Origin of the sequence: Pseudomonas helmanticensis, assembly GCF_900182985.1 — a bacterium.
GTDB classification, from domain to species: Bacteria; Pseudomonadota; Gammaproteobacteria; order Pseudomonadales; family Pseudomonadaceae; genus Aquipseudomonas; species Aquipseudomonas helmanticensis.
Map to the genome: position 1 here is coordinate 4,828,624 of NZ_FXUY01000001.1, position 26,785 is coordinate 4,855,408.

General features: G+C 59.6%; 25 protein-coding genes and 1 riboswitch. Of the genes, 11 read left to right on the forward strand and 14 right to left on the reverse strand.

What is annotated here, in order from left to right:
* Positions 1–26: 26 nt before the first annotated feature.
* Entirely contained in the window at positions 27–947 is a 921-nt protein-coding gene (locus QOL84_RS21580; protein ID WP_034153639.1) for a LysR family transcriptional regulator, read from the reverse strand.
* A 188-nt stretch (positions 948–1,135) separates the two neighbouring features.
* On the opposite strand from QOL84_RS21580, the gene trhA reads away from it, so the two are divergent.
* Complete coding sequence (gene trhA / locus QOL84_RS21585; RefSeq protein WP_283438491.1) at positions 1,136–1,753, forward strand: PAQR family membrane homeostasis protein TrhA; 618 nt, start codon at positions 1,136–1,138, stop codon at positions 1,751–1,753.
* A 135-nt stretch (positions 1,754–1,888) separates the two neighbouring features.
* Here the strand turns inward: trhA and QOL84_RS21590 are convergent, their stop codons facing one another.
* Positions 1,889–2,608, reverse strand: a complete 720-nt coding sequence (locus tag QOL84_RS21590; RefSeq protein ID WP_007913710.1) for a 16S rRNA (uracil(1498)-N(3))-methyltransferase — start codon at positions 2,606–2,608, stop codon at positions 1,889–1,891.
* A 209-nt stretch (positions 2,609–2,817) separates the two neighbouring features.
* A complete protein-coding gene (locus QOL84_RS21595; protein ID WP_007913711.1) occupies positions 2,818–4,224 on the reverse strand; it encodes an adenosylmethionine--8-amino-7-oxononanoate transaminase in 1,407 nt (468 codons plus the stop codon).
* Between the two features lie 221 nt (positions 4,225–4,445).
* Here QOL84_RS21595 and QOL84_RS21600 point away from each other — a divergent pair, with 221 nt between their 5' ends.
* The 4 genes from QOL84_RS21600 (at position 4,446) to QOL84_RS21615 (ending at position 7,986) form a co-directional block, all read left to right on the forward strand.
* Positions 4,446–6,215, forward strand: coding sequence for a flavin monoamine oxidase family protein (locus QOL84_RS21600; protein WP_283438492.1), 1,770 nt, complete (start codon positions 4,446–4,448; stop codon positions 6,213–6,215).
* Between the two features lie 181 nt (positions 6,216–6,396).
* Entirely contained in the window at positions 6,397–6,555 is a 159-nt protein-coding gene (locus tag QOL84_RS21605) for a hypothetical protein (RefSeq protein ID WP_164979458.1), read from the forward strand.
* Between the two features lie 272 nt (positions 6,556–6,827).
* Positions 6,828–7,379, forward strand: coding sequence for a cytochrome b (locus QOL84_RS21610; RefSeq protein WP_129395878.1), 552 nt, complete (start codon positions 6,828–6,830; stop codon positions 7,377–7,379).
* A gap of 31 nt (positions 7,380–7,410) precedes the next feature.
* Entirely contained in the window at positions 7,411–7,986 is a 576-nt protein-coding gene (locus QOL84_RS21615) for a YceI family protein (RefSeq protein ID WP_283438493.1), read from the forward strand.
* Positions 7,987–8,235: 249 nt separating this feature from the next.
* On the opposite strand, the gene rhlE2 is transcribed toward QOL84_RS21615, so the two are convergent.
* From rhlE2 to ahcY, 4 genes are all read right to left on the reverse strand, one after another.
* Entirely contained in the window at positions 8,236–10,116 is a 1,881-nt protein-coding gene (gene rhlE2 / locus QOL84_RS21620) for an RNA helicase RhlE2 (RefSeq protein WP_129395877.1), read from the reverse strand.
* A gap of 222 nt (positions 10,117–10,338) precedes the next feature.
* Positions 10,339–11,151: a substrate-binding periplasmic protein gene (locus tag QOL84_RS21625; protein WP_283438494.1), complete on the reverse strand. Its 813-nt coding sequence runs from the start codon at positions 11,149–11,151 to the stop codon at positions 10,339–10,341.
* 169 nt (positions 11,152–11,320) lie between these two features.
* A complete protein-coding gene (metF, locus tag QOL84_RS21630) occupies positions 11,321–12,166 on the reverse strand; it encodes a methylenetetrahydrofolate reductase [NAD(P)H] (RefSeq protein ID WP_123376213.1) in 846 nt (281 codons plus the stop codon).
* Between the two features lie 173 nt (positions 12,167–12,339).
* Positions 12,340–13,749: an adenosylhomocysteinase gene (ahcY, locus tag QOL84_RS21635; RefSeq protein WP_129395875.1), complete on the reverse strand. Its 1,410-nt coding sequence runs from the start codon at positions 13,747–13,749 to the stop codon at positions 12,340–12,342.
* A 23-nt stretch (positions 13,750–13,772) separates the two neighbouring features.
* Positions 13,773–13,871, reverse strand: a riboswitch (S-adenosyl-L-homocysteine riboswitch).
* Between the two features lie 198 nt (positions 13,872–14,069).
* On the opposite strand from ahcY, the gene QOL84_RS21640 reads away from it, so the two are divergent.
* Both QOL84_RS21640 and QOL84_RS21645 read left to right on the forward strand, forming a co-directional pair.
* Positions 14,070–14,477, forward strand: coding sequence for an acyl-CoA thioesterase (locus tag QOL84_RS21640; RefSeq protein ID WP_016984776.1), 408 nt, complete (start codon positions 14,070–14,072; stop codon positions 14,475–14,477).
* A gap of 175 nt (positions 14,478–14,652) precedes the next feature.
* On the forward strand, positions 14,653–15,549 hold the full coding sequence (locus QOL84_RS21645) for a formate/nitrite transporter family protein (protein WP_283438495.1): 897 nt from the start codon (positions 14,653–14,655) through the stop codon (positions 15,547–15,549).
* Between the two features lie 2 nt (positions 15,550–15,551).
* On the opposite strand, the gene QOL84_RS21650 is transcribed toward QOL84_RS21645, so the two are convergent.
* The gene (locus QOL84_RS21650) at positions 15,552–16,841 is read right to left on the reverse strand and encodes a cation:dicarboxylate symporter family transporter (protein ID WP_283438496.1); all 1,290 of its coding nucleotides are present in this window, start codon (positions 16,839–16,841) and stop codon (positions 15,552–15,554) included.
* Between the two features lie 38 nt (positions 16,842–16,879).
* On the reverse strand, positions 16,880–17,293 hold the full coding sequence (locus QOL84_RS21655; RefSeq protein ID WP_283438497.1) for a VOC family protein: 414 nt from the start codon (positions 17,291–17,293) through the stop codon (positions 16,880–16,882).
* A 91-nt stretch (positions 17,294–17,384) separates the two neighbouring features.
* Between QOL84_RS21655 and QOL84_RS21660 the strand changes: the two genes are divergently transcribed.
* Entirely contained in the window at positions 17,385–18,248 is an 864-nt protein-coding gene (locus QOL84_RS21660; RefSeq protein WP_283438498.1) for a LysR family transcriptional regulator, read from the forward strand.
* A gap of 31 nt (positions 18,249–18,279) precedes the next feature.
* Here QOL84_RS21660 and QOL84_RS21665 read toward each other — a convergent pair whose 3' ends face one another.
* The gene (locus QOL84_RS21665; protein ID WP_283438499.1) at positions 18,280–19,542 is read right to left on the reverse strand and encodes a cation:proton antiporter; all 1,263 of its coding nucleotides are present in this window, start codon (positions 19,540–19,542) and stop codon (positions 18,280–18,282) included.
* Between the two features lie 290 nt (positions 19,543–19,832).
* On the reverse strand, positions 19,833–21,002 hold the full coding sequence (locus QOL84_RS21670; RefSeq protein ID WP_283438500.1) for an MFS transporter: 1,170 nt from the start codon (positions 21,000–21,002) through the stop codon (positions 19,833–19,835).
* 337 nt (positions 21,003–21,339) lie between these two features.
* Between QOL84_RS21670 and QOL84_RS21675 the strand changes: the two genes are divergently transcribed.
* A complete protein-coding gene (locus QOL84_RS21675) occupies positions 21,340–22,173 on the forward strand; it encodes an EamA family transporter (RefSeq protein ID WP_129395871.1) in 834 nt (277 codons plus the stop codon).
* A gap of 39 nt (positions 22,174–22,212) precedes the next feature.
* Complete coding sequence (locus tag QOL84_RS21680; protein WP_283438501.1) at positions 22,213–22,596, forward strand: MAPEG family protein; 384 nt, start codon at positions 22,213–22,215, stop codon at positions 22,594–22,596.
* 97 nt (positions 22,597–22,693) lie between these two features.
* Here the strand turns inward: QOL84_RS21680 and mltA are convergent, their stop codons facing one another.
* Positions 22,694–23,866 (reverse strand): murein transglycosylase A, encoded by a 1,173-nt coding sequence (gene mltA / locus QOL84_RS21685; protein WP_129395869.1) that lies wholly within the window; start codon positions 23,864–23,866, stop codon positions 22,694–22,696.
* A gap of 128 nt (positions 23,867–23,994) precedes the next feature.
* Between mltA and QOL84_RS21690 the strand changes: the two genes are divergently transcribed.
* Positions 23,995–24,444: a c-type cytochrome gene (locus QOL84_RS21690; RefSeq protein WP_129395868.1), complete on the forward strand. Its 450-nt coding sequence runs from the start codon at positions 23,995–23,997 to the stop codon at positions 24,442–24,444.
* A 167-nt stretch (positions 24,445–24,611) separates the two neighbouring features.
* On the opposite strand, the gene QOL84_RS21695 is transcribed toward QOL84_RS21690, so the two are convergent.
* Together QOL84_RS21695 and ligB are read right to left on the reverse strand one after the other, a co-directional pair.
* A complete protein-coding gene (locus QOL84_RS21695) occupies positions 24,612–25,007 on the reverse strand; it encodes a DUF1090 domain-containing protein (RefSeq protein ID WP_064388116.1) in 396 nt (131 codons plus the stop codon).
* A gap of 97 nt (positions 25,008–25,104) precedes the next feature.
* A complete protein-coding gene (gene ligB / locus QOL84_RS21700; protein ID WP_283438502.1) occupies positions 25,105–26,778 on the reverse strand; it encodes an NAD-dependent DNA ligase LigB in 1,674 nt (557 codons plus the stop codon).
* Positions 26,779–26,785 lie beyond the last annotated feature (7 nt).

Here is a 26,785-nt window from a genome sequence, read left to right on the forward strand (position 1 = left end):
GGGTAGCCCTTGATTTTGATCTTGATCTAAACCCCAGCCTGCCGATTCGCATACATCCGACACTCCGCCAACAACGCCAGCAAATTCGGATCCCGCTCCTTGGCCTTCAAAAACACCACACCGATGTGCTGCTGCAACCGGTACTTCTCCTGCAACGGAATCAGCTTCACCCGGTTCTCATACACCGCCGCAATCCTTCCCGGCAGCAACGCATAACCCACTCCCGAACTGACCATGCTCAACAGCGTGAAGATGTCATTCACCTGCATCGCCACCTTCGGCTCGAACCCCGCCTGCTTGAATACCCGGTTGCCGTCCTGATGCGTCGCAAAGCCCTGGGTCAAGGTAATAAAAGTTTCATCCCGGACTTCCGCCAGATCGACTTCACTGCGCTGGGCAAACTTTGAATCCGCCGGGGTGGCGAGGAAGATGTCGTCGGAGAACAGCGCAATCTGCTCGCAATCCGGGTCGTTGATGCTGTCGTCCAGCGACACCAGAATCGCGTCGACTTCCATGTTTTTCAGCTTGTAGAGCAGGTCGATGTTCGAGCCGAGGATCAGGTCGATGTTGAGTTCGCTGCGGCGGATCTTCAGGCCCATGATCAGTTGCGGTACGGTTTTCACTGTCAGTGAATACAGCGAGCCAAGCTTGAAACGTTCGGCGGAGAACCCGGCGGCTTCGCGGGTCAGGCGCACGCTTTCGACGACGTCGTTGATCAGCTTCTGCGCGCGTTCTTCGAGGACGTAGGCGCTTTCCAGCGGTGTCAGGTTGCGGCCTTCGTGTTTGAACAGCGGGCAGCGCAGGGCGCTTTCCAGCGAGTGAATCGCGCGGTGCACGCTGACGTTGCTGGTCTGCAACTCGGCAGCGGCGCGGGCGAGGTTGCCGGTGCGCATGAAGGCGAGGAACACCTCAAGTTTTTTCAGGGTCAACTCTTCGTCGATCAGCATGGCGCGGACTCTTTTTGGTATCGGCCGATTGTGCACGGAAGATCAAAAGATCGCAGCCTTCGGCAGCTCCTACATTGAGATGCGTTCGAAGGTAGGAGCTGCCGAAGGCTGCGATCTTTTGATTGCGCTTTTACGCTCAAGGCCCGAGCCTTGCGCGCTGCGGTAATGAATATTGAGGTAAGCGATACATGTATCACGGAGAACGATTGAATGCCTGGACCCATCTGGTCGGGGCGGTGGCGGCTTTTGTCGGCGGCGTGTGGATGCTGGTGATTGCCAGCCTGGATGGCAGTCCGTGGAAGATTGTCAGTGTGGCGATTTACGCGTTCACTTTGCTGGTGCTTTACAGCGCTTCCACCGTTTACCACAGCGTGCGCGGGCGCAAGAAAGCGATCATGAAGAAGGTCGATCACTTTTCGATCTACTTGCTGATCGCCGGCAGTTACACGCCGTTCTGCCTGGTCACCCTGCGCGGGGCGTGGGGCTGGACGCTGTTCGGGATTGTCTGGGGGCTGGCGCTGATCGGCATTCTGCAAGAGATCAAACCGCGTTCGGAGGCGCGGATTCTGTCGATCGTGATTTACGCGGTGATGGGCTGGATTGTGTTAGTGGCGGTGAAGCCGTTGATTGCGGCGCTGGGCACCACCGGGTTTGCCTGGCTGGCGTCGGGCGGGGTTTTGTACACGGTGGGGATTATCTTTTTTGCCCTGGATCACCGGCTGCGGCATGCGCATGGGATCTGGCATCTGTTTGTGATTGCCGGAAGCTTGCTGCACTTTGTCGCGATTCTGTTTTATGTCCTCTAGCCGGCTGACTGATCGTTCCCACGCTCTGCGTGGTAACGCCTCCTGTGACGCTCTGCGTCACGCCGTTTGGGACGCGGAGCGTCCCGGGCGGCATTCCCACGCAGAGCGTGGGAATGATCAATTCGGCAAAAAGGATTAGAAATCACCCCACAATTGTTGGGCTACCGCCAACGCCACAACCGGCGCCGTCTCGGTGCGCAACACTCGCGGGCCGAGGCGGGCGGCGTGGAAGCCGTTACCCTTGGCCTGCTCGACTTCGGCATCCGTCAAACCGCCTTCAGGCCCGATCAGAAATGCCAGAGTCGCCGGTTTGGCATGACTCACCAACGGCTCGGCCACCGGATGCAGCACCAGTTTCAACTCGGCTTCGGTCTGTTTGATCCAGTCCGCCAGCAACACCGGCGGATGAATCACCGGTACCCGCGAACGACCACATTGCTCGCACGCGCTGATCGCCACCTGACGCCAGTGCAGCAGGCGTTTGTCGGCTCGCTCATCCTTGAGGCGGACTTCGCAGCGATCGCTGAAAATCGGCGTAATTTCATTCACGCCCAGCTCGGTGGCTTTCTGGATCGCCCAGTCCATCCGCTCGCCCCGGGACAGGCCCTGGCCGAGGTGGATGTGCAACGGCGATTCGACCTGACCGGCGAATTGCTCGTCGATCTGCACGGTCACGCGCTTCTTGCCGACTTCCAGCAGGGCGCCGCGAAACTCATGGCCGGAACCGTCGAACAGCTGCACCGCATCGCCCTCGGCCATGCGCAGCACGCGGCTGATGTAATGCGCCTGGGCTTCCGGCAATTCGTGTTCGCCGGTGCTCAGGGGAGCGTCGATAAAGAAGCGGGACAGTCTCATTTCGGGTCTCTAAAAAATTGGCGCGTAGTCACTGTAGTGAAGAGCTTTTGTGGTGAGGGGATTTATCCCCGTTGGGTGGCGAAGCCGCCCTAAAATCTGCAAACGCGGTGAGTCAGGAGTATTGCGTGTGCTGATTTCACGACTGCTGCGCAGCCGAACGGGGATAAATCCCCTCGCCACAGGGTTTTTTTCAAACCTTTAGATGGCAATCAACCCGGATCGCGGAAGCCGGGGTGGAAATCTTTTGGCACGGCGACGCTGACGCTGTCACGGGTAGCGATGTCGATGCCTTCGCTGGCGACTTCGGCGAGGAAGTCGATCTGCTCCGGGGTGATCACGTACGGCGGCAGGAAATACACCACGCTGCCCAGCGGACGCAGCAGCGCGCCACGCTCCAGCGCGTGCTGGAACACCTTCAAACCGCGACGCTCCTGCCAAGGGTAGGCCTCTTTCGTGGCCTTATCCTTGACCATCTCGATGGCCAGGACCATGCCGGTCTGGCGCACTTCCGACACATTCGGATGATCGACCAGATGCGCGGTCGCCGAGGCCATGCGCTGGGCCAGCGCCTTGTTGTTCTCGATAACGTTGTCCTGCTCGAAGATATCCAGCGTCGCCAGTGCCGCCGCGCACGCCAGCGGGTTGCCGGTGTAGCTGTGCGAATGCAGGAACGCGCGCAAGGTCGGATAGTCGTCGTAAAACGCGCTGTAGACCTCGTCGGTGGTCAGGCACGCCGCCAGCGGCAGGTAGCCGCCGGTCAGGGCCTTCGACAGACAGAGGAAGTCCGGGCGAATGCCGGCCTGTTCGCAGGCAAACATCGTCCCGGTACGGCCGAAACCAACGGCGATTTCATCGAGGATCAAGTGCACGCCGTAGCGATCACAAGCCTCGCGCAGCAATTTCAGATACACCGGGTGATACATGCGCATGCCGCCAGCACCTTGAATCAGCGGCTCGACGATCACTGCCGCGACGCTGTCATGGTTCTCGGCCAATGTCTGTTCCATGGCCGCGAACATGTTGCGCGAATGTTCTTCCCAGCTCATGCCTTCGGGGCGCCCGTAGCAATCCGGACTCGGCACTTTGATGGTGTCCATCAGCAGCGCTTTGTAGGTCTCGGTGAACAGCGGCACGTCGCCGACCGCCATCGCCGCCATGGTTTCACCGTGGTAGCTGTTGGTCAGGGTGACGAAACGCTTTTTGTTCGGTTGGCCGCGATTGAGCCAGTAGTGAAAGCTCATTTTCAGCGCGACTTCGATGCAGGACGAACCGTTATCGGCGTAGAACACCCGGTTCAGGCCTTCCGGCGTCATCTTCACCAGACGCTCGGACAGCTCGATCACCGGCTGATGGCTGAAACCCGCCAGAATCACGTGCTCAAGCTGATCGACCTGATCCTTGATGCGCTGGTTGATGCGCGGGTTGGCGTGGCCGAACACGTTGACCCACCACGAGCTGACCGCATCGAGGTAGCGCTTGCCTTCGAAGTCTTCGAGCCAGACGCCCTCACCGCGCTTGATCGGGATCAGCGGCAGCTGTTCGTGGTCTTTCATCTGGGTGCAGGGATGCCACAACACCGCGAGGTCGCGTTGCATCCACTGGTTATTCAGGCCCATTTACAGTCTCCTCGAGGCGGCTCGCGTCAGGCGCGGGCAAACAATCGCGCAAGCCTATGCAATGCGTCGCGCGGGGACAACCCATTGTGTCGATTGAGCTACTTTGTATGAGCCGATAGACGTCGCTGGCGGCGTTTTGATGGCTAACGTATTCTTCGCGGTTCTTTGGGTCGTCTGACCCGCACAACTGCTTTTTTCTGTGTATTTCCGGAGTTCGCTGAATGTCTGTCGGTTGGCTGCGCGCCTGTGCGCTGGTGATATTGGGGCTGTTCAGCGTTACGGCGCTGGCCAAGGATAAAACCGCAATCGTGATCGGTGGCGGCCTGTCGGGCCTGACTGCCGCTTACGAACTGCAAAACAAAGGTTGGCAGGTCACCCTGCTGGAAGCCAAACCAAGCCTGGGCGGTCGCTCCGGTATGGCCACCAGCGAGTGGATCGGCAACGACAAGACCCAGCCGGTGCTGAACAAGTACGTTTCGACCTTCAAGCTGGGCACCACGCCAGCACCGGAATTCGTGCGTACGCCGGGTTATCTGATCGACGGCGAGTATTTCTCCGCCGCTGATCTGGCGACCAAGCAGCCGGCCACCGCCGATGCCTTGAAGCGCTACCAGAAAACCCTCGACGATCTGGCGCGTTCGATCGACGATCCGCAGAACCCGGCCGCGACCAACACCCTGCACGCGCTGGACCAGATCACCGTATCGAGCTGGCTCGACAAGCAGAACTTGCCAGCGACCGCGCGTCAGTTGATCAACCAGGACATCCGCACTCACTACGACGAGCCTTCGCGTCTGTCGCTGCTGTATTTCGCGCAGCAGAACCGCGTCTATCGCGGCGTGTCCGACCGTGACCTGCGCGCTTCGCGTCTGGTCGGCGGTAGCCAGGTACTGGCGCAGGCGTTCGTCAAACAGATCAAAACCATCAAGACCAACGCGCCAGTGTCGGCGATCACCCAGGACAAGGACGGCGTGACCGTCAAGGTCGGCAGCGTTGGCTACCAGGCTGACTACGTGGTGCTGGCCGTGCCATTGCGTGCACTGAACAAGATTGCGCTGACGCCTGCGCTGGATGCTCAGCATCTTGCGGCGATCAAGGGCACCAACTACGGTTGGCGCGACCAGATCATGCTGAAGTTCAAGACGCCGGTGTGGGAAAGCAAGGCGCGCATGTCCGGCGAGATCTACAGCAACACCGGTCTCGGTATGCTCTGGATCGAACCAGCCCTGAAGGGCGGCGCCAACGTGGTGATCAACCTGTCCGGCGACAATGCCCGCGTGATGCAGGCGTTTGGCGACAAACAGATGGTCGATCAGGTGCTGATTCGTCTGCACGCGTTTTATCCACAGGCCCGTGGCTCGTTCACCGGTTATGAAATCCGTCGCTACAGCACCGATCCTTCGATGGGTGGCGCGTACCTGGCTTACGGCCCGGGCCAGATCAGCAAGTTCTGGCGTCTGTGGGAACGTCCGCTGCAGCGTGTGACGTTCGCTGGCGAACACACCGACACCTTGTACCCGGGCACCCTGGAAGGTGCACTGCGCACCGGTCAGCGTGCGGCCAGTCAGGTTGAAGATCTGGCGGCAGGCAAATCGTTCGAGCCAGCCAAAGTGCTGCCGGCTGCAGCAGCGGCAGGCGCGGCGGGTGCCGTGGCAGCGAAGAAGGGCAACTTCTTCAGCAACCTGTTCGGCGGTTCGGATGACGAGAAGAAGCCAGAGCCTGTGAAGGCGCCAGAGCCAGCTCCTGCTCCGGTTGCTCCAGCGCCTGCGCCGACTCCGGCACCTGCGCCAGCTCCGGTGGAAGCACCGAAGCCAGTGACTCCGGTGAAAGCTGAACCGGCGAAGAAAGCGGCGGCCAAGCCAGCGGCGAAGAAGCCTGCAGCTAAAACCGAGGCGAAGAAGGCCCCAGCCAAACCGGCAGCGAAAAAGGCCGAACCGGCGAAGAAGCCAGCGGCCAAACCGGCAGCCACTACTGAGACCAAGGCGCAGTAAGCCTTTGCTTCAATAAAAAACGCGACCTTCGGGTCGCGTTTTTTTGCCCTGCAATTTTGTCCTTCGCCATCCGGTCACGGGGCTTACTTGTGTACCGGAGCCTTCCCACAAAGTACTCAGACTGAGGTGATAGCGGGTGCCCCGGCGCCAATTCTATGCTGGGAAAAATAGGAGGCACTTGATGAAAACGTTCACGCTCATGCTTTTGCTGATTGCACTTCCAGGTTGCTCCAACGGGCGCTTATTACCTGGCGGTTATAGTTCAGAACTCGCGCATAAATGCCAGATAGATCCCTACAGCGCCGATTGCCTGCAACCACCGGCGGTGCTTCATAACTAATCAGCCATGAATAAAGGGCCGGTTCCACGAATAACTCTGTCCCGTTCGGCAGTTTCCCATGGCCACCTTTGCTTGCGCTTGTGCAGGCGCCCGAGGGTTCAGCAACGATCATTTGTCCAGACGCCCCACGCCGTAATCGCCTTTAATCTTTCCTTAACACGCCACTTACAGACTCTTGATCGTATTTATCGATATTTCAAAGCGAAATTTTCCGCTTTAATTCGATAGATAACTCGCTAGTCTTGGTTCGCAGTTCTCACAGGATTTGGGCAATGCAGCTACGTAACTCTTCATCGCGCTATGGTTGGGTCAGCATCTTCATGCACTGGGGCGTGGCGCTGGTGGTCTTCGGGCTGTTCGCGTTGGGCCTGTGGATGGTCGGGCTGGATTACTACAGCAGCTGGCGCAAAGAGGCGCCGGATCTGCACAAGAGCATCGGCCTGGTGTTGCTGGCCGTGATGGTGTTGCGGGTGTTGTGGCGCTTTATCAGCCCACCGCCGCCGACGCTGCAAAGCTACAGCCGCATGACTCGTATCGGCGCCAAGTTCGGCCACGGGTTTCTCTATCTGGCGCTGTTCGCTGTGATGCTTGCCGGTTACCTGATTTCCACCGCAGACGGTGTCGGGATCCCGGTGTTTGGCCTGTTTGAAGTTCCTGCACTGGTTTCCGGGCTACCGGATCAGGCAGATACCGCTGGGGTGATTCATCTCTGGCTGGCGTGGGCGCTGGTAATTTTTTCCGGTCTCCATGCGTTGGCAGCATTGAAGCACCACTTTCTCGATCGTGATGCGACCCTGACACGAATGCTCGGTCGCAAAGCCTGAAATTCAACCTCGACTCAAAGGAAAAGAAAGCATGTTGAAAAAGACTCTGGCCGCTCTGGCAATCGGTTCTGCACTGCTCTCGGCTCAGGCCATGGCAGCGGACTACAAAATCGACAAGGAAGGTCAGCACGCCTTCGTTGACTGGAAAATCAGCCACCTGGGTTACAGCTTCATCCACGGTACTTTCAAAGATTTCGACGGTACTTTCTCGTGGGATTCGGCCAAGCCTGAAGCCAGCAAGATCGCTGTTGATGTGAAAACCGCCAGCCTGTGGTCGAACCACGCTGAACGTGACAAGCACATCGCCAGCAAAGACTTCCTGGATGTTGGCAAGTTTGCTGATGCCAAGTTCGTCTCCACTGCCGTTAAACCGACCGGTGAAAAGACTGCTGACGTGACTGGCGACCTGACCCTGCACGGCGTGACCAAGCCAGTGACCTTCAAGGCCACGTTCAACGGCGAAGGCAAGGATCCATGGGGCGGCGAGCGTGCTGGTTTCAACGCCACCACCACCCTCAACCTGAACGATTTCGGGATCAAGGGCCCAGGTCCTACCTCGCAAACTGCAGATCTGGACATCTCGCTGGAAGGCGTGAAAGTTAAATAACTTTCCCCCGCCACACAAAAACGCCCCCGGTCGAAAGGCCGGGGGCGTTTTTTATTGCCCGCCAAAACACAATTCCCCCTGTAGGAGCTGCCGAAGGCTGCGATCTTTTGATGTTGGCTTTTCTAAGATCAAAAGATCGTCCGATCGCGGCCCGAGCCTTCGGCAGCTCCTACAGAATGCGGGTTGGGGTCGTCCATAAAAAATGCCCCGGCTCTTGCGAGGCGGGGCATTTTTCATCGCAGCGTCAAATCAGCGATTGCGGGTCAGCAAGGCTGGTTTTTCGCCACGCGGGCGAGCTGGCAGTTGATCGAGCTGCTCAGGTGTCGGGAAGCGGTCGGCTTTCGATTCCTTGTGCATGATCTTCGGACCGTTGCTGCGCGGGTTTTGCACAGCCGGTTCGCTGCGTGGCTGGTCGTCACGGGCTGGACGGCGGTTGCGCGAGGACGAAGCGTCATCGCGACGAGCCGGCTGACCATCACGCGGTGCACCATTGCGCGGGCCGCTGCGTTTGGCCGGTGGGGTGCCGGTGCTCGAGCCGTTGCTGTTGCGCGGGCCGTTCTGGCGACCTTGTGGCTGACCGCCACGTGGTGCGCCGGAACCTGCGCCTGCGCCCTGCGCCGGTGCGCCTGGACGACGGCCGCGACCGCCAGCCGGGGCAGGCTTTGGCACGTAGTCAACGCGGTTACCGAAGTTGTCCACATCGTCGTCGAGGAACTCGTCCGGTGCACGATCAGCCGCCGCACGCGGTGGCTGGCTCGGACGCTGTTCACGGGCCGGAGTGCCTTCGCGCGGTTTCTGCTGACGGGCAGGACGCTCGCCACGTTCACCGGCCGGCTTCTCTTTGCCCTTGTCTTTGCCCTTGTCTTTACGACCGCCGCCACCGCCGCCGCCATTCGGCCCGTCGCCGCGTGGGCCACGTGGGTTGCGCGGGTTACGCACGTCCGGACGCTCGCGCACTTCCGGCTTCTCGGCTTCAATGGTGCTCGAATCGAAGCCCATCAGGTCGCCGTCGGCGATTTTCTGCTTGGTCATGCGCTCGATGCTTTTCAGCAGTTTTTCTTCGTCCGGTGCGACCAGCGAGATCGCTTCGCCCGAACGACCGGCACGGCCAGTACGGCCGATACGGTGAACGTAGTCTTCATCAACGTTCGGCAGTTCGAAGTTGACCACGTGCGGCAACTGGTCGATGTCCAGACCACGTGCAGCGATGTCGGTGGCGACCAGAATGCGTACTTCGCCAGCCTTGAAATCGGCCAGCGCTTTGGTGCGCGCGTTCTGGCTCTTGTTGCCGTGGATCGCCACAGCCGGCAGGCCGTGTTTGTCCAGATACTCGGCCAGACGGTTGGCGCCGTGCTTGGTACGGGTAAAGACCAGTACCTGTTCCCACGCGCCAGCGGTGATCAGGTGCGCCAGCAGCGCACGCTTGTGGCTGGCCGGCAGACGGAATACGCGTTGTTCGATGCGCTCGACCGTGGTGTTCGGCGGCGTCACTTCGATGCGTTCCGGGTTGTGCAGCAGCTTGCCGGCGAGGTCGGTGATGTCTTTGGAGAACGTTGCCGAGAACAGCAGGTTCTGACGCTTGGACGGCAAGCGCGCGAGAACTTTCTTCACGTCGTGCACGAAGCCCATGTCGAGCATGCGGTCGGCTTCGTCGAGGACGAGGATTTCCACGTGGGACAGGTCAACGCTGCCCTGGCCGCAGAGGTCGAGCAAACGACCCGGGCAGGCGACGAGTACGTCGACGCCACGGGACATGGCCTGAACCTGTGGGTTCATGCCGACACCGCCGAAGATGCAGGCGCTGACGAATTTCAGGTCACGGGCGTAGATCTTGAAGCTCTCGTGAACCTGGGCCGCGAGTTCGCGGGTCGGGGTCAGGACCAGTACGCGCGGTTGGCGCGGGCCGTGACGCTGGGATTTGTCCGGGTGACCGTTGGGGAACAACCGCTCCAGGATCGGAAGGGCGAAACCGCCGGTTTTACCGGTACCTGTCTGTGCCGCAACCATCAGGTCGCGACCTTGCAACACGGCGGGAATAGCCCGCTGTTGCACCGGAGTAGGCTCGGTATAGCCCGCATCTTCGATGGCGCGGACTAAAGCCTCGGAGAGACCGAGGGAAGCAAAGGACATGAGTAATCCTGTTTTAGTTAGGGCTTGGCCCAATGGGAGTCTTGCCTGGCGCGAATCACGTTTAAGAGGACGCAATCCCGTCCGGTCCTGCTGCGGTTCCGAAGGCACGTCTGGAGTGCTCGCGCGGGCTGCAAAGCTGCGCTGTAGCGGGTCGAGAGGCCTGTTACGGTTCCGGGCGTCCGGGCGTGAGCCTGGCGGGAACGCCGGAGTATAACAGAGCAATCACTGTGCGCCGCTTTCCTGCTGCTCAACGGTTTTACTGCTCGCCGAGGCATTGCTCAACGGCGCGGCATCCGCCGGAGCTGCGCCATAGCGGGCGCTCAGCTCGGCATAGGCCGGCTCGCGCTTGAAGCGCTTGAGCTCGGCACCGAAGCGCTGTACGAGTAAATCCATGCCGGCATTGCGGCGAACCGCGAGAAATTGGCTCTGACGGCTAATAACTGTAGGGTTTTCAGTGATCTGATTGCGGATATCCAACTCGTCGAGCAAATGCTGGCCGACGCGGCGATCGGTGATCAGCAGATCAATCCGGCCACGCACCAGTTTGCCGAAATTGGCCTCGTGGGTCGGCGCCGGTTCGCGGGTAAACAGTGTCGAATTGCTGAAGTCGGGGCTGTACAGATAGCCCGGCGAGGTGCCGATGGTCAGGCCTTGGAGTTCTTCGAGCTTGCTGAACGGATGCGGCCGATTGTTGGCGTAGAACATCACGAACTCGACGTCCGACAGCGGCTCGCTCGGGTAGAGCAGGGTGGCGTCGCGTTCATCGCTGTGAAAAATATCCAGTGCACCGTCGGCCTGGCCGGTTTCGAGCATCGACAGGCAACGCTTCCACGGCAGGAATTGCCATTCGACTTCAATGCCCAGGCGTTTGAAGACAATGGCCGTGGTTTCGTAGTCGAGCCCAAGGTTCTTGCCGCCTTCCTCATACACGTACGGCGCCCATGGCTCGGTGACAATACGCAACTTCTCGCCTCGAGCGGCAAAGCTCAGGCAAGCAAAAACCAGCACGGCGAATAACTGTGTGATCAAAGGCATGGCTTGAGATTACGACGAGAAACGCGAAAGAGCCAGAAAGTGCCTGCACAAGCTCTGTTTCGGGGCTTCAAAAGCAAAAGATCGCAGCCGTCGGCAGCTCCTACAGGTGTAATTAACACCAATGTAGGAGCTGCCGACGGCTGCGATCTTTTGATCTTTCTTTTGATGCTTAACGCGGCAACTTCAGGTTATTCCAGATCGCCAGGCTAGGCTCAGCCTGGTTCATGGAATAAAAATGCAGCCCCGGCGCGCCGCCCTGCAACAAGCGTTCGCACATCTCGCTGACGACTTGCTCGCCAAAGCGCTGAATGCTTTGCGTGTCATCGCCATAGGCTTCCAGTTGCTTGCGGATCCAGCGCGGAATTTCCGCACCGCAGGCATCGGAGAAGCGCGCGAGCTTGCTGTAGTTGGTGATCGGCATGATCCCCGGTACGACCGGAATATCCACGCCCAGCGCCTGCAAACGGTCGACAAAGTAGAAGTAGCTGTCGGCGTTGAAGAAGTACTGGGTGATCGCGCTGTCGGCGCCGGCACGGGCCTTGCGCACGAAGTTGGCGAGATCGTCTTCGTAGTTGCGTGCTTGCGGATGCATCTCCGGGTAAGCAGCGACTTCGATGTGGAAATGATCACCGGTTTCTTCACGAATGAATTCAACCAGTTCATTGGCGTGACGCAGCTCACCGCTGGTCATGCCCATGCCGGACGGCAGATCGCCCCGCAGGGCAACGATGCGCTTGATGCCGGCAGCCTTGTACTCGTTCAGCAGGCCGCGCAGGTCGTCCTTGCTGTCGCCGACGCACGACAGGTGCGGTGCGGCCGGTACTTTGACTTCGCTTTCCAGTTGCAGAACGGTGTTGAGGGTGCGATCACGGGTCGAACCACCAGCGCCATAGGTGCAGGAAAAGAAATCAGGATTGTAAGTGGCCAGCTGACGGGCAGTGGCGAGCAGTTTTTCATGCCCAGCATCGGTCTTGGTCGGGAAGAACTCGAAGCTGTAGCGACGGTCTTGGGACATGGTCATACCCTTGGAAACACGTAAGCCGGACGCTGCACCCTGTAGGAGCTGCCGCAGGCTGCGATCTTTGCAGATCAACAGATCGCAGCCTGCGGCAGCTCCTACACAGAGCGGTCAGCAGCGCCAGTCAGGCAACGCGGTGCGCCAGGCACACCGCGTCGACGCTCAGCCAATCAGTAGCGGTAAGCGTGCGGCTTGAACGGGCCTTCGACGGTCACGCCGATGTAGTCAGCCTGTTGCTTGGTCAGTTGAGTGACCACGCCGCCGAAGCCGCGAACCATTTCCAGGGCCACTTCTTCGTCGAGTTTCTTCGGCAGTACTTCAACGGTCAGGCGCTCGGCTTTCTGGGCTGGCGACAGGTCGGCGTACTTCTGGCCGAACAGGAAGATCTGTGCCAGAACCTGGTTGGCGAACGAACCGTCCATGATGCGGCTTGGGTGGCCAGTGGCGTTACCCAGGTTGACCAGACGGCCTTCGGCCAGCAGGATCAGGTAGTCATCGTTCTGAGCGTCGAAAGCGCCAGCACCGGTACGGTGGATCTTGTGTACCTGAGGCTTCACTTCTTCCCATGCCCAGTTCTTGCGCATGAAAGCGGTGTCGATTTCGTTGTCGAAGTGACCGATGTTGCAGACAACGGCGCGCTTCTTCAGGGCTTTGAGCATGTTCGAGTCGCAAACATTGACGTTGCCGGTGGTGGTCACGATCAGGTCGATCTTGCCCAGCAGCGCTTTGTCGATGCTTGCTTCGGAACCGTCGTTGATACCGTCGATGAACGGCGAAACCAGTTCGAAACCGTCCATGCACGCTTGCATGGCGCAGATCGGGTCAACTTCGGAAACCTTGACGATCATGCCTTCCTGACGCAGGGACTGAGCGGAGCCCTTGCCCACGTCACCGTAACCGATGACCAGCGCTTGCTTGCCGGACAGCAGGTGGTCGGTACCGCGCTTGATTGCATCGTTCAGGCTGTGACGGCAGCCGTACTTGTTGTCGTTCTTGGACTTGGTCACCGAGTCGTTGACGTTGATGGCCGGGATGCGCAGCTCGCCCTTGGCCAGCATGTCCAGCAGACGGTGTACGCCGGTGGTGGTTTCTTCGGTCACGCCGTGAACGCGATCCAGAACCTGTGGGTACTTGTCGTGCAGCAGCTGAGTCAGGTCGCCGCCGTCGTCGAGGATCATGTTGGCGTCCCATGGCTGGCCATCCTTCAGGATGGTCTGCTCCAGGCACCACTCGTATTCTTCTTCAGTTTCGCCTTTCCAGGCGAAAACCGGGATGCCGGCAGCAGCGATAGCGGCAGCGGCCTGATCCTGAGTGGAGAAGATGTTGCACGACGACCAGCGAACTTCGGCACCCAGGGCAACCAGGGTTTCGATCAGTACGGCAGTTTGAATGGTCATGTGGATGCAGCCGAGGATCTTGGCGCCTTTCAACGGCTGTTCGCCGGAGTACTTGCGACGCAGACCCATCAGAGCTGGCATTTCCGATTCGGCAATGATGGTTTCGCGACGGCCCCAGGCAGCCAGGGACATGTCGGCAACTTTGTAATCGTTAAAATCTGCAGGCGTGATAACAGCGCTCATGATGAGCCTCCATTCGTAATGTATGCGAATGGGCGCCGTTGTGCGTTTAGTGTCCGGCCGTGGCCAGTCAACGCCCCATCCGAGCCTGACAGGTTGAACCTGCTGCAGCGCCCCTCGGACAGGTGGCGGGAAAACGGTATCAATTGAAGATGACCGTTTTGAAACGGTGGCGATTATAGCCGTCTAGACTGATCTTCCAAAGGGTTTCTGTCGGCCAGATGAAGATCGTTAATGACGACCATAGTCGAAGCCGCATGGAGCATGACCGCTCAGTCTGCCAAGATACCGTCCATCGTTCGGCAAGACACTCAGGAGTGAAGATGAATTTCCACACCCGCAAATGGGTAAAACCCGAAGACCTCAACCCCAACGGCACCCTGTTCGGCGGCAGCTTGCTGCGCTGGATCGATGAGGAAGCGGCGATTTACGCCATCGTGCAGCTGGGCAATCAGCGCGTGGTGACCAAGTACATTTCCGAGATCAACTTCGTCAGCGCCTCGCGCCAGGGCGACATCATCGAGCTGGGCATCACCGCCACCGAGTTCGGCCGCACCTCGATCACCTTGACTTGTGAAGTGCGCAACAAGATCACTCGCAAGAGCATTCTGACCGTCGAGAAGATGGTTTTCGTGAACCTTGGCGAAGACGGCCTGCCGGCACCGCATGGCCGCACTGAAATCAAATATGTCAAAGACCAGTTTCAGGAAGACGAATTAGTCACTAAATAACGCGACCCCTGTAGGAGCTGCCGAAGGCTGCGATCTTTTGATCTTGCTTTACAAAAAACAAAGTCAAAAGATCGCAGCCTTCGGCAGCTCCTACACTATTAGCGTGGCGCTCACAGAACGTATTACAAGCCGCAAGGGTCGTAGGTAAACACCACCCCCCCACGGTTGCCACGCCATGACCACCCCCACCGACGGCAAGACCCCCGATCTCTCGGCCAAAGAACAGCACGAAGTCGAGAAGAGCCAGCCGCCGCGCGCGGCCGTCCTGCACGAAATCATCCGCTCACAAGGCGATCAGGAACTGGAGCGCAGCATTGCCGCACTCTGGTGGTCGGCACTGGCGGCCGGGCTGACCATGGGCCTGTCGTTGATGGGCATGGGCCTGCTCAACTCGCGCCTGCCCGAAGGTGACGAATTCAAGGTGATCGCCAGTTTCGGTTACTGCGCAGGCTTTCTGGCGGTGATTCTCGCCCGTCAGCAACTGTTCACCGAGAACACCCTGACCGCCGTGCTGCCAGTCATGACCAAGCCGACGATGCGCAATTTCGGCCGACTGATCCGCCTGTGGACGGTGGTGCTGGTCGGCAACCTCTGCGGCACGATTCTGGTCGCGTACGTGATGCTCGAACTGCCGATCTTCGACACCAAGACCGATCACGCCTTCCTCGAAATCGGCCGCAAGGTCATGGAAAACCACGCCAGCCAGATGTTCGCCAAAGGCATCGTTTCCGGCTGGATGATCGCCACCATGGTCTGGATGATCCCGTCCATGGAGAGCGCGAAGATGTGGATCATCATCCTCATCACTTATCTGATGGCGCTCGGCGATTTCACCCACATCGTCGTCGGTTCGGCGGAGGTGTCGTACCTGGTGTTTGCCGGCGAATTGCCGTGGAGCGATTTCTGGATGGTCTTTGCCGGGCCGACGCTGGCGGGCAACATCATTGGCGGCAGCTTCATCTTCGCGCTGATCAGTCATGCACAGATCCGCAGTGAGAGCGGGGCGCCGAAGACTGATAAACCAGACTCTGGCGAACCCCGCGAGGATGAGCCGGACAGCAAGCGCCAATAGGTTCAGGCCTTGAGTGGCGGGCTGGCCGGTTGTGCGAGCGGTTCGCTTTGCGGTGCCTTGAGCTGTCCCTCCCAGCGTGCGATGACCAACGGCGCCAACGCATTGCCCAACACATTGAGTGCGGTCACCGGCATGTCCATCAAACGGTACACGCCGGCGATGATCGCCACGCCTTCCACCGGTAATCCGGCGGCGGTGAGCGTTGCTGTCAGAATGATAAACATGAAACCAGGCACTCCGGCCGCGCCTTTTGATGTCAGCACCATGATCAATACGAGCATGGCCTGATCTGCCAGCCCGAGGTCGATGCCGTAAGCCTGGGCGATGAACAAGGTGCCTAGCCCCGCGAACAGTGATGCGCCGTCGAGGTTGAACGAGTAGCCCAGTGGAATGACCATGCTGGTAATCGGGCGCGGCGCTCCATAGCGCTCCATTTTCTCGATCAGTTGCGGCATCACCGTGGCCGAAGCGGCGCTGCTATAAGCCAACAGCAGTTCACTGCGTATTTCCCGGATCAGGTGAAAAAAACGGATACCGGCGATTCTTGCCACCAACCCGAGCACGCAGAATGCGAACAGCAGCACTGCTACGTAAGTGATGCCGATCAGCTTGGCCAGCGGTAGCAAGGCACTCAACCCGAAGCTGGCCACGGTCACGCCGATCAGGCCGAAGATGCCGATCGGCGAATAGTGCATGACCAGATGCGTAACCTTGAACATGGTGTCGGAAACCGCCTGCATCACCGCGATCAACGGCGCCTTCTGTTGCTCGGGCAGCATCGACAGGGCGCAGCCGAACAGGATGGCAAAGAACAACACCGAGAGCAGTTTGCCCTGCGACATCGCCAGTACGATGTTGTCCGGAACGATGTTGACCAGGGTTCGGCCAAGATTCTGTGTTTCACCTGAAGTGGCCAGCCCGCTGACCGGTGCCTGTAGGGTACTGCTGAAGTCCGCACCAGCGCCGGGCTGGAACACGTTACCGACAATCAGACCGAAGACGATGGCGATGCTGGTGATCGTGAAGAAATACACCAGCGTCTTTATCCCGACCCGGCCAAGCGCCTTGGTACTGCCCGCGCCGGCTATGCCGACGACCATGCAGGCAAAGACCAGCGGCACCACGATCATTTTCATCAGCCTGATGAACAGGTCTCCTGCCGGTTGCAGCAAGTTGTCGATGAACCAGGTTTTGTATTCGGGAAACTGGTTGAGAAGGATGCCGACAATAACCCCGGCAACGAGCCCGATCATGATGCGCGTGACAAGACTGGTGGGTGTTTTGCTGCTCATGTTGTGCCCCTTTTTTCTTGTGGTTGTTGGGGGTGGAGTCAATGTGCGAACAGGCCGCTGAAGTCCTTGAAGCCTTTGACTTCGATCGGGTTGCCGCTGGGGTCAAGGAAGAACATCGTGCGTTGCTCCCCAGGTTCGCCGGCAAAGCGGATCAATGGCGGGATCTCGAAAACGCTGCCGAGACGGTTCAGGCGCTCGGCCAGTTCCAGCCATTCTTCGAGCGGCAAAACGACACCGATGTGCGGCATCAACACTTTGTGTTCGCCAACGTGTCCGGTGCGGGTGGTGGCGAAGGGTGTGCCCAAGTGCAGCGAAATCTGATTGCCGAAAAAATCGAAGTCGACCCAGCTCTCTGTACTGCGGCCCTCAGTACAACCCAACACATCTCGATAAAAAATCCGTGCCTGTTCCAGGTCGCAAACATGGTATGCAGCGTGAAAGGGTCTGTTCATGTGATAGCCCCGAGTGAAGGAGCGCTCAGGGTAAACAGGCTGATCGGCGAGGCAAAACGGCTTCGCCTTGTTCTGAGCGAAAGGAAAACTTATGGACGTGCGCTTTCTTCAAAGCCTGATCGCGGTGGTTGAAACCGGTTCGATTGCGGCGGCCGCACGCCGCGAAAACCGCACGGCAGCGGCGATCAGTCAGCGGGTGCAGGCACTCGAGCGATCATTGGGTTATGCCTTGTTGCTGCGCACCGCGCATGCGGCACGGCCGACGGATCAATGTTTGCTGGTGCTGCCGCAAATCAGGGCGATCATCGACCAGACGCAGGCGCTGCAAAACGATCTGCATCACGATGCTTTGACGGGTGAAGTAAAGATCGGGGCGATTTCGACGGCGCTGACCGGTGTGTTGCCGGGATTGATCGAGCGCTTGGCGTTATCGGCGCCGGCGCTGAAATTGAAGATCACGCCGGGTGATTCAAAAAGCCTTTACGAGAAAGTGCTGGCAGGCGACCTGGACGCGGCGATTCTGGTCAGGCCGCCGTTTCAGCCACCCAAGGCCATGGCGCTGACTGTGCTTAAGGTTGAGCCATTGGTTCTGGTTGCTCCGGCCGCGCACGCCGGGCAATCGCTGGAAACGCTGCTGCGCGCAGGCCCACTCATACGTTACGACGCGCGTTCATGGGGCGGGCAGATTGCTCAGCGCTACCTCGATGAGCAGGCGATCGAACCCAATGTGCTCTGTGAGCTGGATGCGCTGGAAACCATCGTCATGCTGGTCGCGCAGGGGATGGGGGTATCGCTGGTGCCGCAATGGGCCGGGATGGCGCTGGACGGCATGTGTGTCATGCCGGTGGGGGATGGGCAGCGCTATTCGCGCGAACTGGTGGTGATGCACAGCTCGACGCCGCACCGCCCATTAGCGATGCGGCATCTGCTCGAATTGCTCGGCGACGCGTCATGACAGTAATCCACGACGGCGCCGCAGGCATGCGTCAGTGCGCTGACTCAGTCGCGGTACTTGGCTCATTGCGAGTCGCATGCTTGACCAGTTTGCCGATGGTCAGGCCCTGCAACAGGATCGACGACAGCACCACGATGTAGGTGATGCTCAGCAGCAGATCGCGCTCCGGGCCCAGCGGCAGGGCCAGCGCCAGTGCCACCGAGACACCGCCGCGCAAACCGCCCCAGGTCAGAATCCGGATCGTGCCGGCCGGCACCGTCCGCCAGCGCCGCAGCAGGACGATGGCCGGGGCCACGGTCAGCAGGCGTGACAACAAAATTGCCACCGCCAGCAAACTCGCTGCCGCCACGTGCAGCCAGTTGAACGGCAGCAGCAACAGCTCCATGCCGATCAGCGCGAACAACAGCGCATTGAGCATGTCATCGAGCAATTCCCAGAAACCGTCGAGATAGCGCCGGGTCATTTCGTTCATCGCCAGATTACGGCCGACATTGCCGATGATCAGACCGGCGACCACCATCGCAATCGGTGCCGAAACATGAATCTCGGTGGCCATTGCCGAACCGCCGATGACCAGCGCCAGAGTGAGCATCACCGTGATCTGATGCTGCTCGATGCTCTTGATCATCCGATAGACCAGGTAACCGATCATCCCGCCGAACAACACGCCGCCAATCGCTTCGTGAACGAACAGCATGGCCGTGGCACTGATGGTCGGGGTTTCGCCGAGTTGAGCGATGCCCAGCAGCACAGTGAACACCACGACTGCGGTGCCGTCGTTGAACAACGACTCGCCGACGATGGTGGTTTTCAGCGGTTTCGACGCATTGGCGGTACGCAGCACGCCGAGCACGGCGATCGGATCGGTCGGCGAGATCAGCGCGCCGAACAACAGGCAATAGAGGAAGCTCACGTGCCAGCCGAACAGGGCAAAGATGTAAAAGGCGAGGCTGCCGATCACCGCGGTGGCGATCAATACGCCGAAAGTCGCCAGTAAACCGATGGGCCAGCGGTAGCTGCGCAGATCATTGAGGTTGACGTGCAAGGCGCCGGCGAACAACAGGAATGACAACATCCAGTTCATCAACAGATCACCGAAGTCGATCTGGCCGATCAGTTGCTGCACGCGTTCTTCGAGGCCGGGGTAGCCGAGCACGCTCAGGCCTTGCAGTAACAGGGAGAACAACAGCGCAGTGACCATCACACCGATGGTCGGCGGCAGGCCGATGAAGCGGAAGTTGACGAAGGTGAGGAGGGTGGTGAGGCAGATGAAAGCGGCGACAAGTTCAAGCATCCGGGGTCCTTTGGATGAGGGGTGGAAAGACAGCGCACCGAATCTTTGGTGCAGGGGTTGGATGGGCTGAGTCAGGATCGGGACACAGTTGAGGGTGTGATGAGATCAACAGCCCCCTCACCCCAGCCCTCTCCCTTAGGGAGAGGGGGAAAGGGAGCAGATCTTCAAGTCTTTCAGGGCCTGAGTTCGGCTCGAAATTTCAGGTCGATGTAACTCAAACACTCAACACGGTCAGTCCCCTCTCCCACTGGGAGAGGGCTAGGGTGAGGGCTCTTGCAGGCTAAACCCGATCAGCCGGACACATTGACCGCAGCCGCTTCGCGACGTTGCAGATAGATGAAAAACAGCGCCGTCAGCACCGTCAATACACCGACCAGCGCACCCGTCCACGGCAAGTCCGCCAGATCCGCACCGCTGGCAACCACCAGACCACCGATCCACGCACCCGCCGCATTGCCGAGATTGAATGCGCTCTGGTTCAACGTCGAGCCGAGGTTCGGTGCTTCATGCGCTTGATCGATGATCAGCAATTGCAGGATCGGACACAGCGCAAAGGCAAAAATCCCCCACAGCACCAGCGTAATGGCGGCCGGAATCACCGAACGGCTGGTCTGGCTGAACGCCGCGAGAATTACCACCACCGCCAAGGCCACACCGACCAGCGACGGCAGCAAACGGCTATCGGCCAAGCGCCCGCCGAGCATGCTGCCACCGGTCAGGCCGACGCCGAACAGCAGCAACATCACGGTCACGCCGTGCGGGCTGACACCGGTGATGTCCTGCAGGATCGGCGCGATGTAGGTGAACACGCTGAACAGGCTGGTGGACGCCAATACGCTCATGCCCAACGCCAACAGCACATTGACCTTGCCCAGCACTTTGAATTCGCTGGCGAGATTGGCCTTGTCCATCGGGATGTGTTTTGGCAGCCATAACCACTGCGCGAGCGCCGCGATCACGCCAATCACCGACACTGCCCAGAACGTCGAGCGCCAGCCGGCGTATTGACCGAGCGCTGTACCCAACGGCACGCCGAGGACATTGGCCAGCGTCAGGCCGGTAAACATCATGGCAATTGCCTGCGCGCGTTTGTTCGGTGCCACCAGTCCGGCGGCGACCACCGAGCCGATGCCGAAAAACGCGCCATGACACAACGCGGTGACCACGCGCGCCGCCATCAATGTCGCGTAGTTCGGTGCGAGGGCGCAGAGGATATTGCCGAGGATGAACATCAGCGTCATGCCCAGCAGCGTCGCTTTGCGCGGCATGTTGGCGGTGCCGATCGCCAGGATCGGCGCGCCGAACACTACGCCCAGGGCATAACCGGTGATCAACAGGCCAGCGTGAGGAATGCTCACGGCGAGGTCGCGGGCGACGTCGGGCAGCAAGCCCATGATGACGAATTCAGTGGTGCCGATGCCGAACGCGGCAACAGCAAGGGCAAGCAAGGCGAGTGGCATGCGCAAGGTCTCTGTCGTTAGTCTTGACGCGTTGATCAGGCATACGCAGGCCAGCGACCGTTCTCGAATGAGTACGGGGCAGGCAGGAATTATTGGTATTTTTCTGTGCGCAACTGAGTGCGGCGTGGTCGGTTGCAGTATAAACAGCTGCTGACACATCGCGAATCAATAATCTGACTATTCGGTTTTCGGATGTTTAACCGTTTGGGTTTTCGGGTGCTCACTGTAGGAGCTGTCGCAGGCTGCGATCTTTTGATCTGGTTGTTAAAAATCAGAATCAAAAGATCGCAGCCTGCGACAGCTCCTACATCGAGACTATAAAAACAAGGGGTAAGACGTGCTGGCGACAGCTTTGGTTTTGGTGGCGGCGCTGTTGCACGCGACGTGGAACACATTGATCAAATTCAGCGCCGAACGGCTGCTGGTGGTGGCGTGCATGGACACCGTGGCGCTGCTGGTGGTCGCCATCGCGTTGCCGTTCGTGAGTCTGCCGCCCATGGAAATCTGGCCGTGGATTCTCGCTTCTGCGGCGTTTGAACTGCTCTATCGTTACCTGTTGATCCAGGCTTATCGGGTCGGCGATCTCGGCCTGGTCTATCCGCTGATGCGCGGGTTGTCGCCACTGGTGGTGCTGGCGCTGACGCTGATCTTCGCCGGCGAAGTCCTCACCACGCAGCAGATCTTCGGCATCATGCTGATTCCATTGGGCATGGTTTGTCTGCTTTGGCAGGGCGGCGGCGGAAAACACCTGCCGTGGTCGATGCTGCCGGTGGTGGCGCTGATCGGCCTGTGCATCGGCTGCTACACCTACATCGATGGCCAGGCGCTGCGACGCTGGTCGCACCCGCTGGATTATCTGGTCTGGGTGACGCTGCTGAGTGCCTGGCCGTTTCCGCTGTTGGCGTGGGTCGCCAAGCGCCCGGCGTTCCGGCTGTTCTGGCGCGAGGAGTGGAAGCTCGGGCTGGCGGTGGGCTTCTGCGTGTTGGCCAGCTACGCTCTGGTGCTGTGGGCGATGCAGTTGGGCTCGATTGCCGAAGCGGCGGCGTTGCGCGAGATCAGCGTGATTCTGGTGGTGCTGTTCGGTATGCGCTACCTGAAAGAACCTTTCGGCCGGCCACGGCTCTTAGCCTGTGGGCTGGTGCTGATCGGCATGTTGATCATGAAGTTCTGACGGCCTGCGAATTCTATAAATCGAAAAAAGGACGGCGTTATGACGGTGGCTCTGTGGTGTGTGTTGGTCGCGATTTTTCTGCCGTATGTCTGCACGGGTGTGGCCAAGGCCGTGGGCGGTTACAGACTGAGTGACAACCATGATCCGCGCGACTTTCTCGAAAGCCTCAGCGGTGTGGCGAGACGTGCGCATGCCGCGCAACTGAACAGCTTTGAAGTGATGCCGGCGTTTGCGGCGGCGGTGATCGTTGCGCACCTGGTGGGCACGGCGCAGCTGGTGACGGTCAATGTGCTGGCGGTGCTGTTTATCACCAGTCGTCTGCTGTACATCATTTGCTATCTGGCGGACTGGGCGATCTTGCGGTCGCTGGTGTGGTTTGTGGGGATGGGGTTGATTGCTTCGTTCTTCTTTGTTTCGGTTTAGGTAAAGCAAGATCAAAAGATCGCAGCCTGCGGCAGCTCCTACTCAGGTTATGTGTTAATCCCTGTAGGAGCTGCCGCAGGCTGCGATCTTTTGCTTTTCAGGGTTTGTCAGCCACCTGCGGCACTTGCGGCAGCGCCGCGCCTTTGGGCCAGAGCATCCAGATCTGCCCTTGCTGTTTCATGTCGCCGGCCAGTTGCCCGGCCGCATCACCGGTGCCCCAGAACAGATCCGCGCGGACCTCGCCGGCAATCGCGCCGCCGGTATCCTGCGCCGCCACCGGGCGCACCAGTGCCGTGCCATCCGGGCGGGTGGTCGACAGCCACAGCAGGCTGCCCAGCGGAATCACCTTGCGATCCACTGCCGCGCTGTAACCGGCAGTCAGCGGTACGTTCAGCGAACCACGAGGGCCTTCGTTACTGTCCGGGTTGCGAGTGAAGAACACATAGCTCGGATTGCTGCCGAGCAGTTCCGGGATGCGCGCCGGATTGGCTTTGGCCCAGTTGCTGATTGCGCTCATGGTCACGTCTTCTTTCTTCAGCTCACCTTGTTCGACCAGCCAGCGCCCGATCGGCCGGTACGGATGACCGTTCTGATCGGCGTAGGCGATACGCAGCTGTTTGCCGTCCTGGGTCTGAATACGCCCGGAACCCTGGATCTGCAGAAATTGCAGGTTCATCGGATCGGTCAGGTAGGCAACCACAGGGGCTTTGACGCCTTTCGATTCAATGGTCGCTGCGTCGTCGTAAGGCTTGAGCACGCGACCTTCGAGGCGACCGCGCAGACGTTTGCCTTTGAGTTCTGGATAAATACTGTCCAGTGAAACAATGATCATGTCTTCCGGCACGCCATACACGGGCACATTGGCCGTGTCGGTCGGCGTCAAGCTGCCGGGGTAGACCGGTTCGTAGTAACCGGTGATCAAACCGTTGGGGTTGTCGTTTTCAGCGCGCAGGCCGTAGACATCCAGATTCTGCTTGAGGAACGCGCGAATCTCCGTGGCGCTTTGCGGCACTGTGGCTGCTGCTGCGCAGGTCGGGCCCCAGACCGTATCAGCCTTGAGTCGGGTGCAGGCGCTGCGCCACGAACCGAAACCGGCGACCAGGTCGCTATCAGACACCGCCGGCAGTGCTTCCCAAGTGGCACTGGAATAGGTCGCGAGGGCATGGGTTTTCGGCTTGGCAGTCTCGCCACCGGTGCAGCCAGCGAGGATTGCCAGCAGCGGAAGGGTTGCGATCAGCGGGTGACGCCAGGCCTGGAAACGGCTGTTCATGGAGTGATTCCTGTGCCGGTTGCCCGAATGCTCCATGCGTTCAAGCAACCCGTATTTTTAATAGGGCTATTGGTGTTTGGCGGTGACGCGAGGATACTGGCCGCCGAATTCCGTGACCTGAAGCCACCATGACTCTTAAAAGAATTTCTGTTGTATTGCTGGCCTGTCTGACCTTGTCCGCCTGTGGCGGTGTCGATCCGAATTCGCCGCTGGGCCAACGCAAGGCGATCTTCAAGCAAATGCTCAAGACCGGTGAAGACCTCGGCGGCATGTTGCGTGGACGTATTCCGTTCGATGGGCCGAAATTCGCCGAAGGTGCGGTGAAACTCGATGCGTTGTCCCATGAGCCGTGGAAGCATTTCCCGCAGGTTCGCGAGGAAGATCACACCAGCGCCAAGGACGATGTCTGGAAGCAGCAGGCGCGTTTTCAGGAAATGGCCCGCAACCTTGAAGCGGCCACCGGTGAATTGGTGATCGCCAGTCAGGTCCAGCCGTATAAAGCCAGCAACCTGGGGCCTGCGGTGCAGAAAGTTGAAGACGCCTGCACTGCTTGCCATAAACAGTTTCGGGATCATTGATCTACAAGACTGCTGAGTAACCTTGTGGCGAGGGGATTTATCCCCGTTGGGTTGCGAAGGAGCCCCAAAACCATACAACCGGGTTTTTTCAGTCAGACCCGACTAGCCGGATTTGCGACGGCTTCGCCGCCGGACGGGGATAAATCCCCTCGCGACAGGGCCATCAATTACTTGTCGATTTCGTCCAGCGCGTCCTGCAGTTCTTTGCGCGATTCAGCGAGTTTGTCTTTGCGCTTGTTGATCTTCTCCGGATCGCCCTTTTTCATTGCCTTGTCGAGATCGGCCTGGCGCTGGCTGACTTCGTGTTTGGCTTCGAGCACTTTGTTTTCGCGTTCTTTCTTCAGGCCGGCGTCGGTGCAGTGTTCGTTCACTTCACGCAGGGCCGTTTCCAGACCTGCCTGCTGATCGGCATTGCCGCGCGACTTGGCCTGTTCGATCTGATTCATGATGCCCTGCTTCTTGGCGGCGCAACCGGTCAGGCCCGGGGCGTCTTCATCGGCCATTACAGGGGCGGCCATCATGCCGCAGAGGGTCAGCATGGCGAGCGGTGCGAGAAATTTCATAAAAGCTCCATGTGCAAAGGCAATCGGGTCGGTAAGGCACTGCGCTGTTGGAGCGCCCTGGCCGCCGTTGGGTTCCCGGCGAGGCGGGATTGCGTGTTCAGAAACCGTCGATTCCGGCGGCATGTAAGGTTTCACTCAGGGCCAGCACCTGCGGGTCGCGGAAGAATGCGCTTAATTGCGCCGCGCGTCCCGGGCCTATGCCGGCTTCTGCCTGCCATTGTTCGGTGTCACGGTGTACCAGCGCCTGCCACGAGTCCGGCAGTTGTGCCTGGCCAGTTGGCGGCAAGCCGATTGCTTTAAGCCATTGGGCAAACGGTTGTTGGCGGGCGCTGTGAAAGCTTTCCATCAGGCGCACGCTGCTGCGTTCGCCGAAGCCAGCAATGTTAGCAAGCTCTGGCGCGTCGAGGGTCAACCAATCCAGCAGGTTGTTCAGGCGGCGTGTTTCGAGAAGTTTCTCCCACGTGCCTCGCCCCACATTCTGCATCGCCAGCCCTTGTTTGCCACTGAGCCAGGTCAGCCGTGCAAGGAATTGGCTTTCACAACCCGGATCAGGTTGCCAGCAGCTCAAAGCGTGGAAGTCATCGGCGTTGGGAATGTCGATGTCGACCCGTTCGGTGGCGCGCAGCACAACGCTGTCGAGCCGAGGAATGGTGAGACCGGCGAGGCTGATTGCAACCTGATCGCCTGGGCGTATATCCAGCGCTTGCCAGCGCTTCAACGAACTGGCGCTGACCCGTTTGATCTGCCGATCATCGAGCATGACTGGTTTGAGTTCGAGGACTGGTGTGATGCGCCCGGTTCGGCCGATCTTGAAATTGACCTTGCGCACCTCGGCCAATGCTTGCGCAAACGGATACTTCCAGGCGACGGCCCAATAGGGTGTGCGGGCTTGCCAGCGTTCAGCTGGCGGGCGCCGGCTCTGGCGCAAAACCACGCCGTCGGTGGCAAACGGCAGGGGCGAGCGATACCAGTGATCGCGCCATTTCTGCGCCTCTGCAAAGTCACTGACGGCGTGGCTGTAGGGCGCGCTTGTGGCGAAGCCCAAGGTTGCCAGCGTGGACATGCGCTCGGGCAAGTCCGGCGGTCCCTGCGGCCAGTCCCAGACAAATAGCCCGATCCCGTTTGCTTGTTCTGAATCGAGGGATTTGCGCGCCATCAGCCCGGCAACGCTGGCGCGGGCGTTGACGCTGCCGGCCCGCGCCAGCACGTGTTCGCTCAAGCGCCAGTAGAGTTCGCCTTGCACCAGCAGATCCAGTGGTTGCGTGAGGCGCTGAGGGATGGCGCCGATTTTCTGTGCCGATGTGGTCCAGTCTTGCCCACGAACACCGTCGCCACGACTGATGGCCTGCTGCAAAACTCCAGCGCGATAGATCAGCGTCACCGCGACACCGTCGACTTTCGGTTGTACCCAGACGTCCTGGCGGTCGCGCAGCCAGGTTTCCACGGCGGCGGCCTCGTGCAACTTGTCCAGGCCGGTGTGAGCGACAGGGTGTGCGATTGAGCCTGAGGCCGTGCGCAACGGCTTGGGCGCGGACGGCAGATCGAAGCACAGCCGCCACTCGCTCAAGCGCAGGCGCGACTGATCGTAGAGTTCGTCGGCAATCGGTGAGTGGCCTTCGCGGTGGTAGGCGTCGTCCCATTGGTCGATCTGGTTTTGCAGGGCGGTGATTTCGTTCTGTGCTTTGAGGGCGGTCCAGTCGGGACAGTCGGCGAGCGTAGTGAGACTGATGAAGGTCAGCAGGAAAACAAGCAGCGAGCGCATCGTGAGCATCCTTGCT

Coding starts and splice junctions, on each gene's coding strand:
- QOL84_RS21580 (WP_034153639.1), bottom strand. CDS start 947: ATGCTGATCGACGAAGAGTTGACCCTGAAAAAACTTGAGGTGTTCCTC.
- trhA (WP_283438491.1), top strand. CDS start 1,136: ATGTATCACGGAGAACGATTGAATGCCTGGACCCATCTGGTCGGGGCG.
- QOL84_RS21590 (WP_007913710.1), bottom strand. CDS start 2,608: ATGAGACTGTCCCGCTTCTTTATCGACGCTCCCCTGAGCACCGGCGAA.
- QOL84_RS21595 (WP_007913711.1), bottom strand. CDS start 4,224: ATGGGCCTGAATAACCAGTGGATGCAACGCGACCTCGCGGTGTTGTGG.
- QOL84_RS21600 (WP_283438492.1), top strand. CDS start 4,446: ATGTCTGTCGGTTGGCTGCGCGCCTGTGCGCTGGTGATATTGGGGCTG.
- QOL84_RS21605 (WP_164979458.1), top strand. CDS start 6,397: ATGAAAACGTTCACGCTCATGCTTTTGCTGATTGCACTTCCAGGTTGC.
- QOL84_RS21610 (WP_129395878.1), top strand. CDS start 6,828: ATGCAGCTACGTAACTCTTCATCGCGCTATGGTTGGGTCAGCATCTTC.
- QOL84_RS21615 (WP_283438493.1), top strand. CDS start 7,411: ATGTTGAAAAAGACTCTGGCCGCTCTGGCAATCGGTTCTGCACTGCTC.
- rhlE2 (WP_129395877.1), bottom strand. CDS start 10,116: ATGTCCTTTGCTTCCCTCGGTCTCTCCGAGGCTTTAGTCCGCGCCATC.
- QOL84_RS21625 (WP_283438494.1), bottom strand. CDS start 11,151: ATGCCTTTGATCACACAGTTATTCGCCGTGCTGGTTTTTGCTTGCCTG.
- metF (WP_123376213.1), bottom strand. CDS start 12,166: ATGTCCCAAGACCGTCGCTACAGCTTCGAGTTCTTCCCGACCAAGACC.
- ahcY (WP_129395875.1), bottom strand. CDS start 13,749: ATGAGCGCTGTTATCACGCCTGCAGATTTTAACGATTACAAAGTTGCC.
- QOL84_RS21640 (WP_016984776.1), top strand. CDS start 14,070: ATGAATTTCCACACCCGCAAATGGGTAAAACCCGAAGACCTCAACCCC.
- QOL84_RS21645 (WP_283438495.1), top strand. CDS start 14,653: ATGACCACCCCCACCGACGGCAAGACCCCCGATCTCTCGGCCAAAGAA.
- QOL84_RS21650 (WP_283438496.1), bottom strand. CDS start 16,841: ATGAGCAGCAAAACACCCACCAGTCTTGTCACGCGCATCATGATCGGG.
- QOL84_RS21655 (WP_283438497.1), bottom strand. CDS start 17,293: ATGAACAGACCCTTTCACGCTGCATACCATGTTTGCGACCTGGAACAG.
- QOL84_RS21660 (WP_283438498.1), top strand. CDS start 17,385: ATGGACGTGCGCTTTCTTCAAAGCCTGATCGCGGTGGTTGAAACCGGT.
- QOL84_RS21665 (WP_283438499.1), bottom strand. CDS start 19,542: ATGCTTGAACTTGTCGCCGCTTTCATCTGCCTCACCACCCTCCTCACC.
- QOL84_RS21670 (WP_283438500.1), bottom strand. CDS start 21,002: ATGCCACTCGCCTTGCTTGCCCTTGCTGTTGCCGCGTTCGGCATCGGC.
- QOL84_RS21680 (WP_283438501.1), top strand. CDS start 22,213: ATGACGGTGGCTCTGTGGTGTGTGTTGGTCGCGATTTTTCTGCCGTAT.
- mltA (WP_129395869.1), bottom strand. CDS start 23,866: ATGAACAGCCGTTTCCAGGCCTGGCGTCACCCGCTGATCGCAACCCTT.
- QOL84_RS21690 (WP_129395868.1), top strand. CDS start 23,995: ATGACTCTTAAAAGAATTTCTGTTGTATTGCTGGCCTGTCTGACCTTG.
- QOL84_RS21695 (WP_064388116.1), bottom strand. CDS start 25,007: ATGAAATTTCTCGCACCGCTCGCCATGCTGACCCTCTGCGGCATGATG.
- ligB (WP_283438502.1), bottom strand. CDS start 26,778: ATGCTCACGATGCGCTCGCTGCTTGTTTTCCTGCTGACCTTCATCAGT.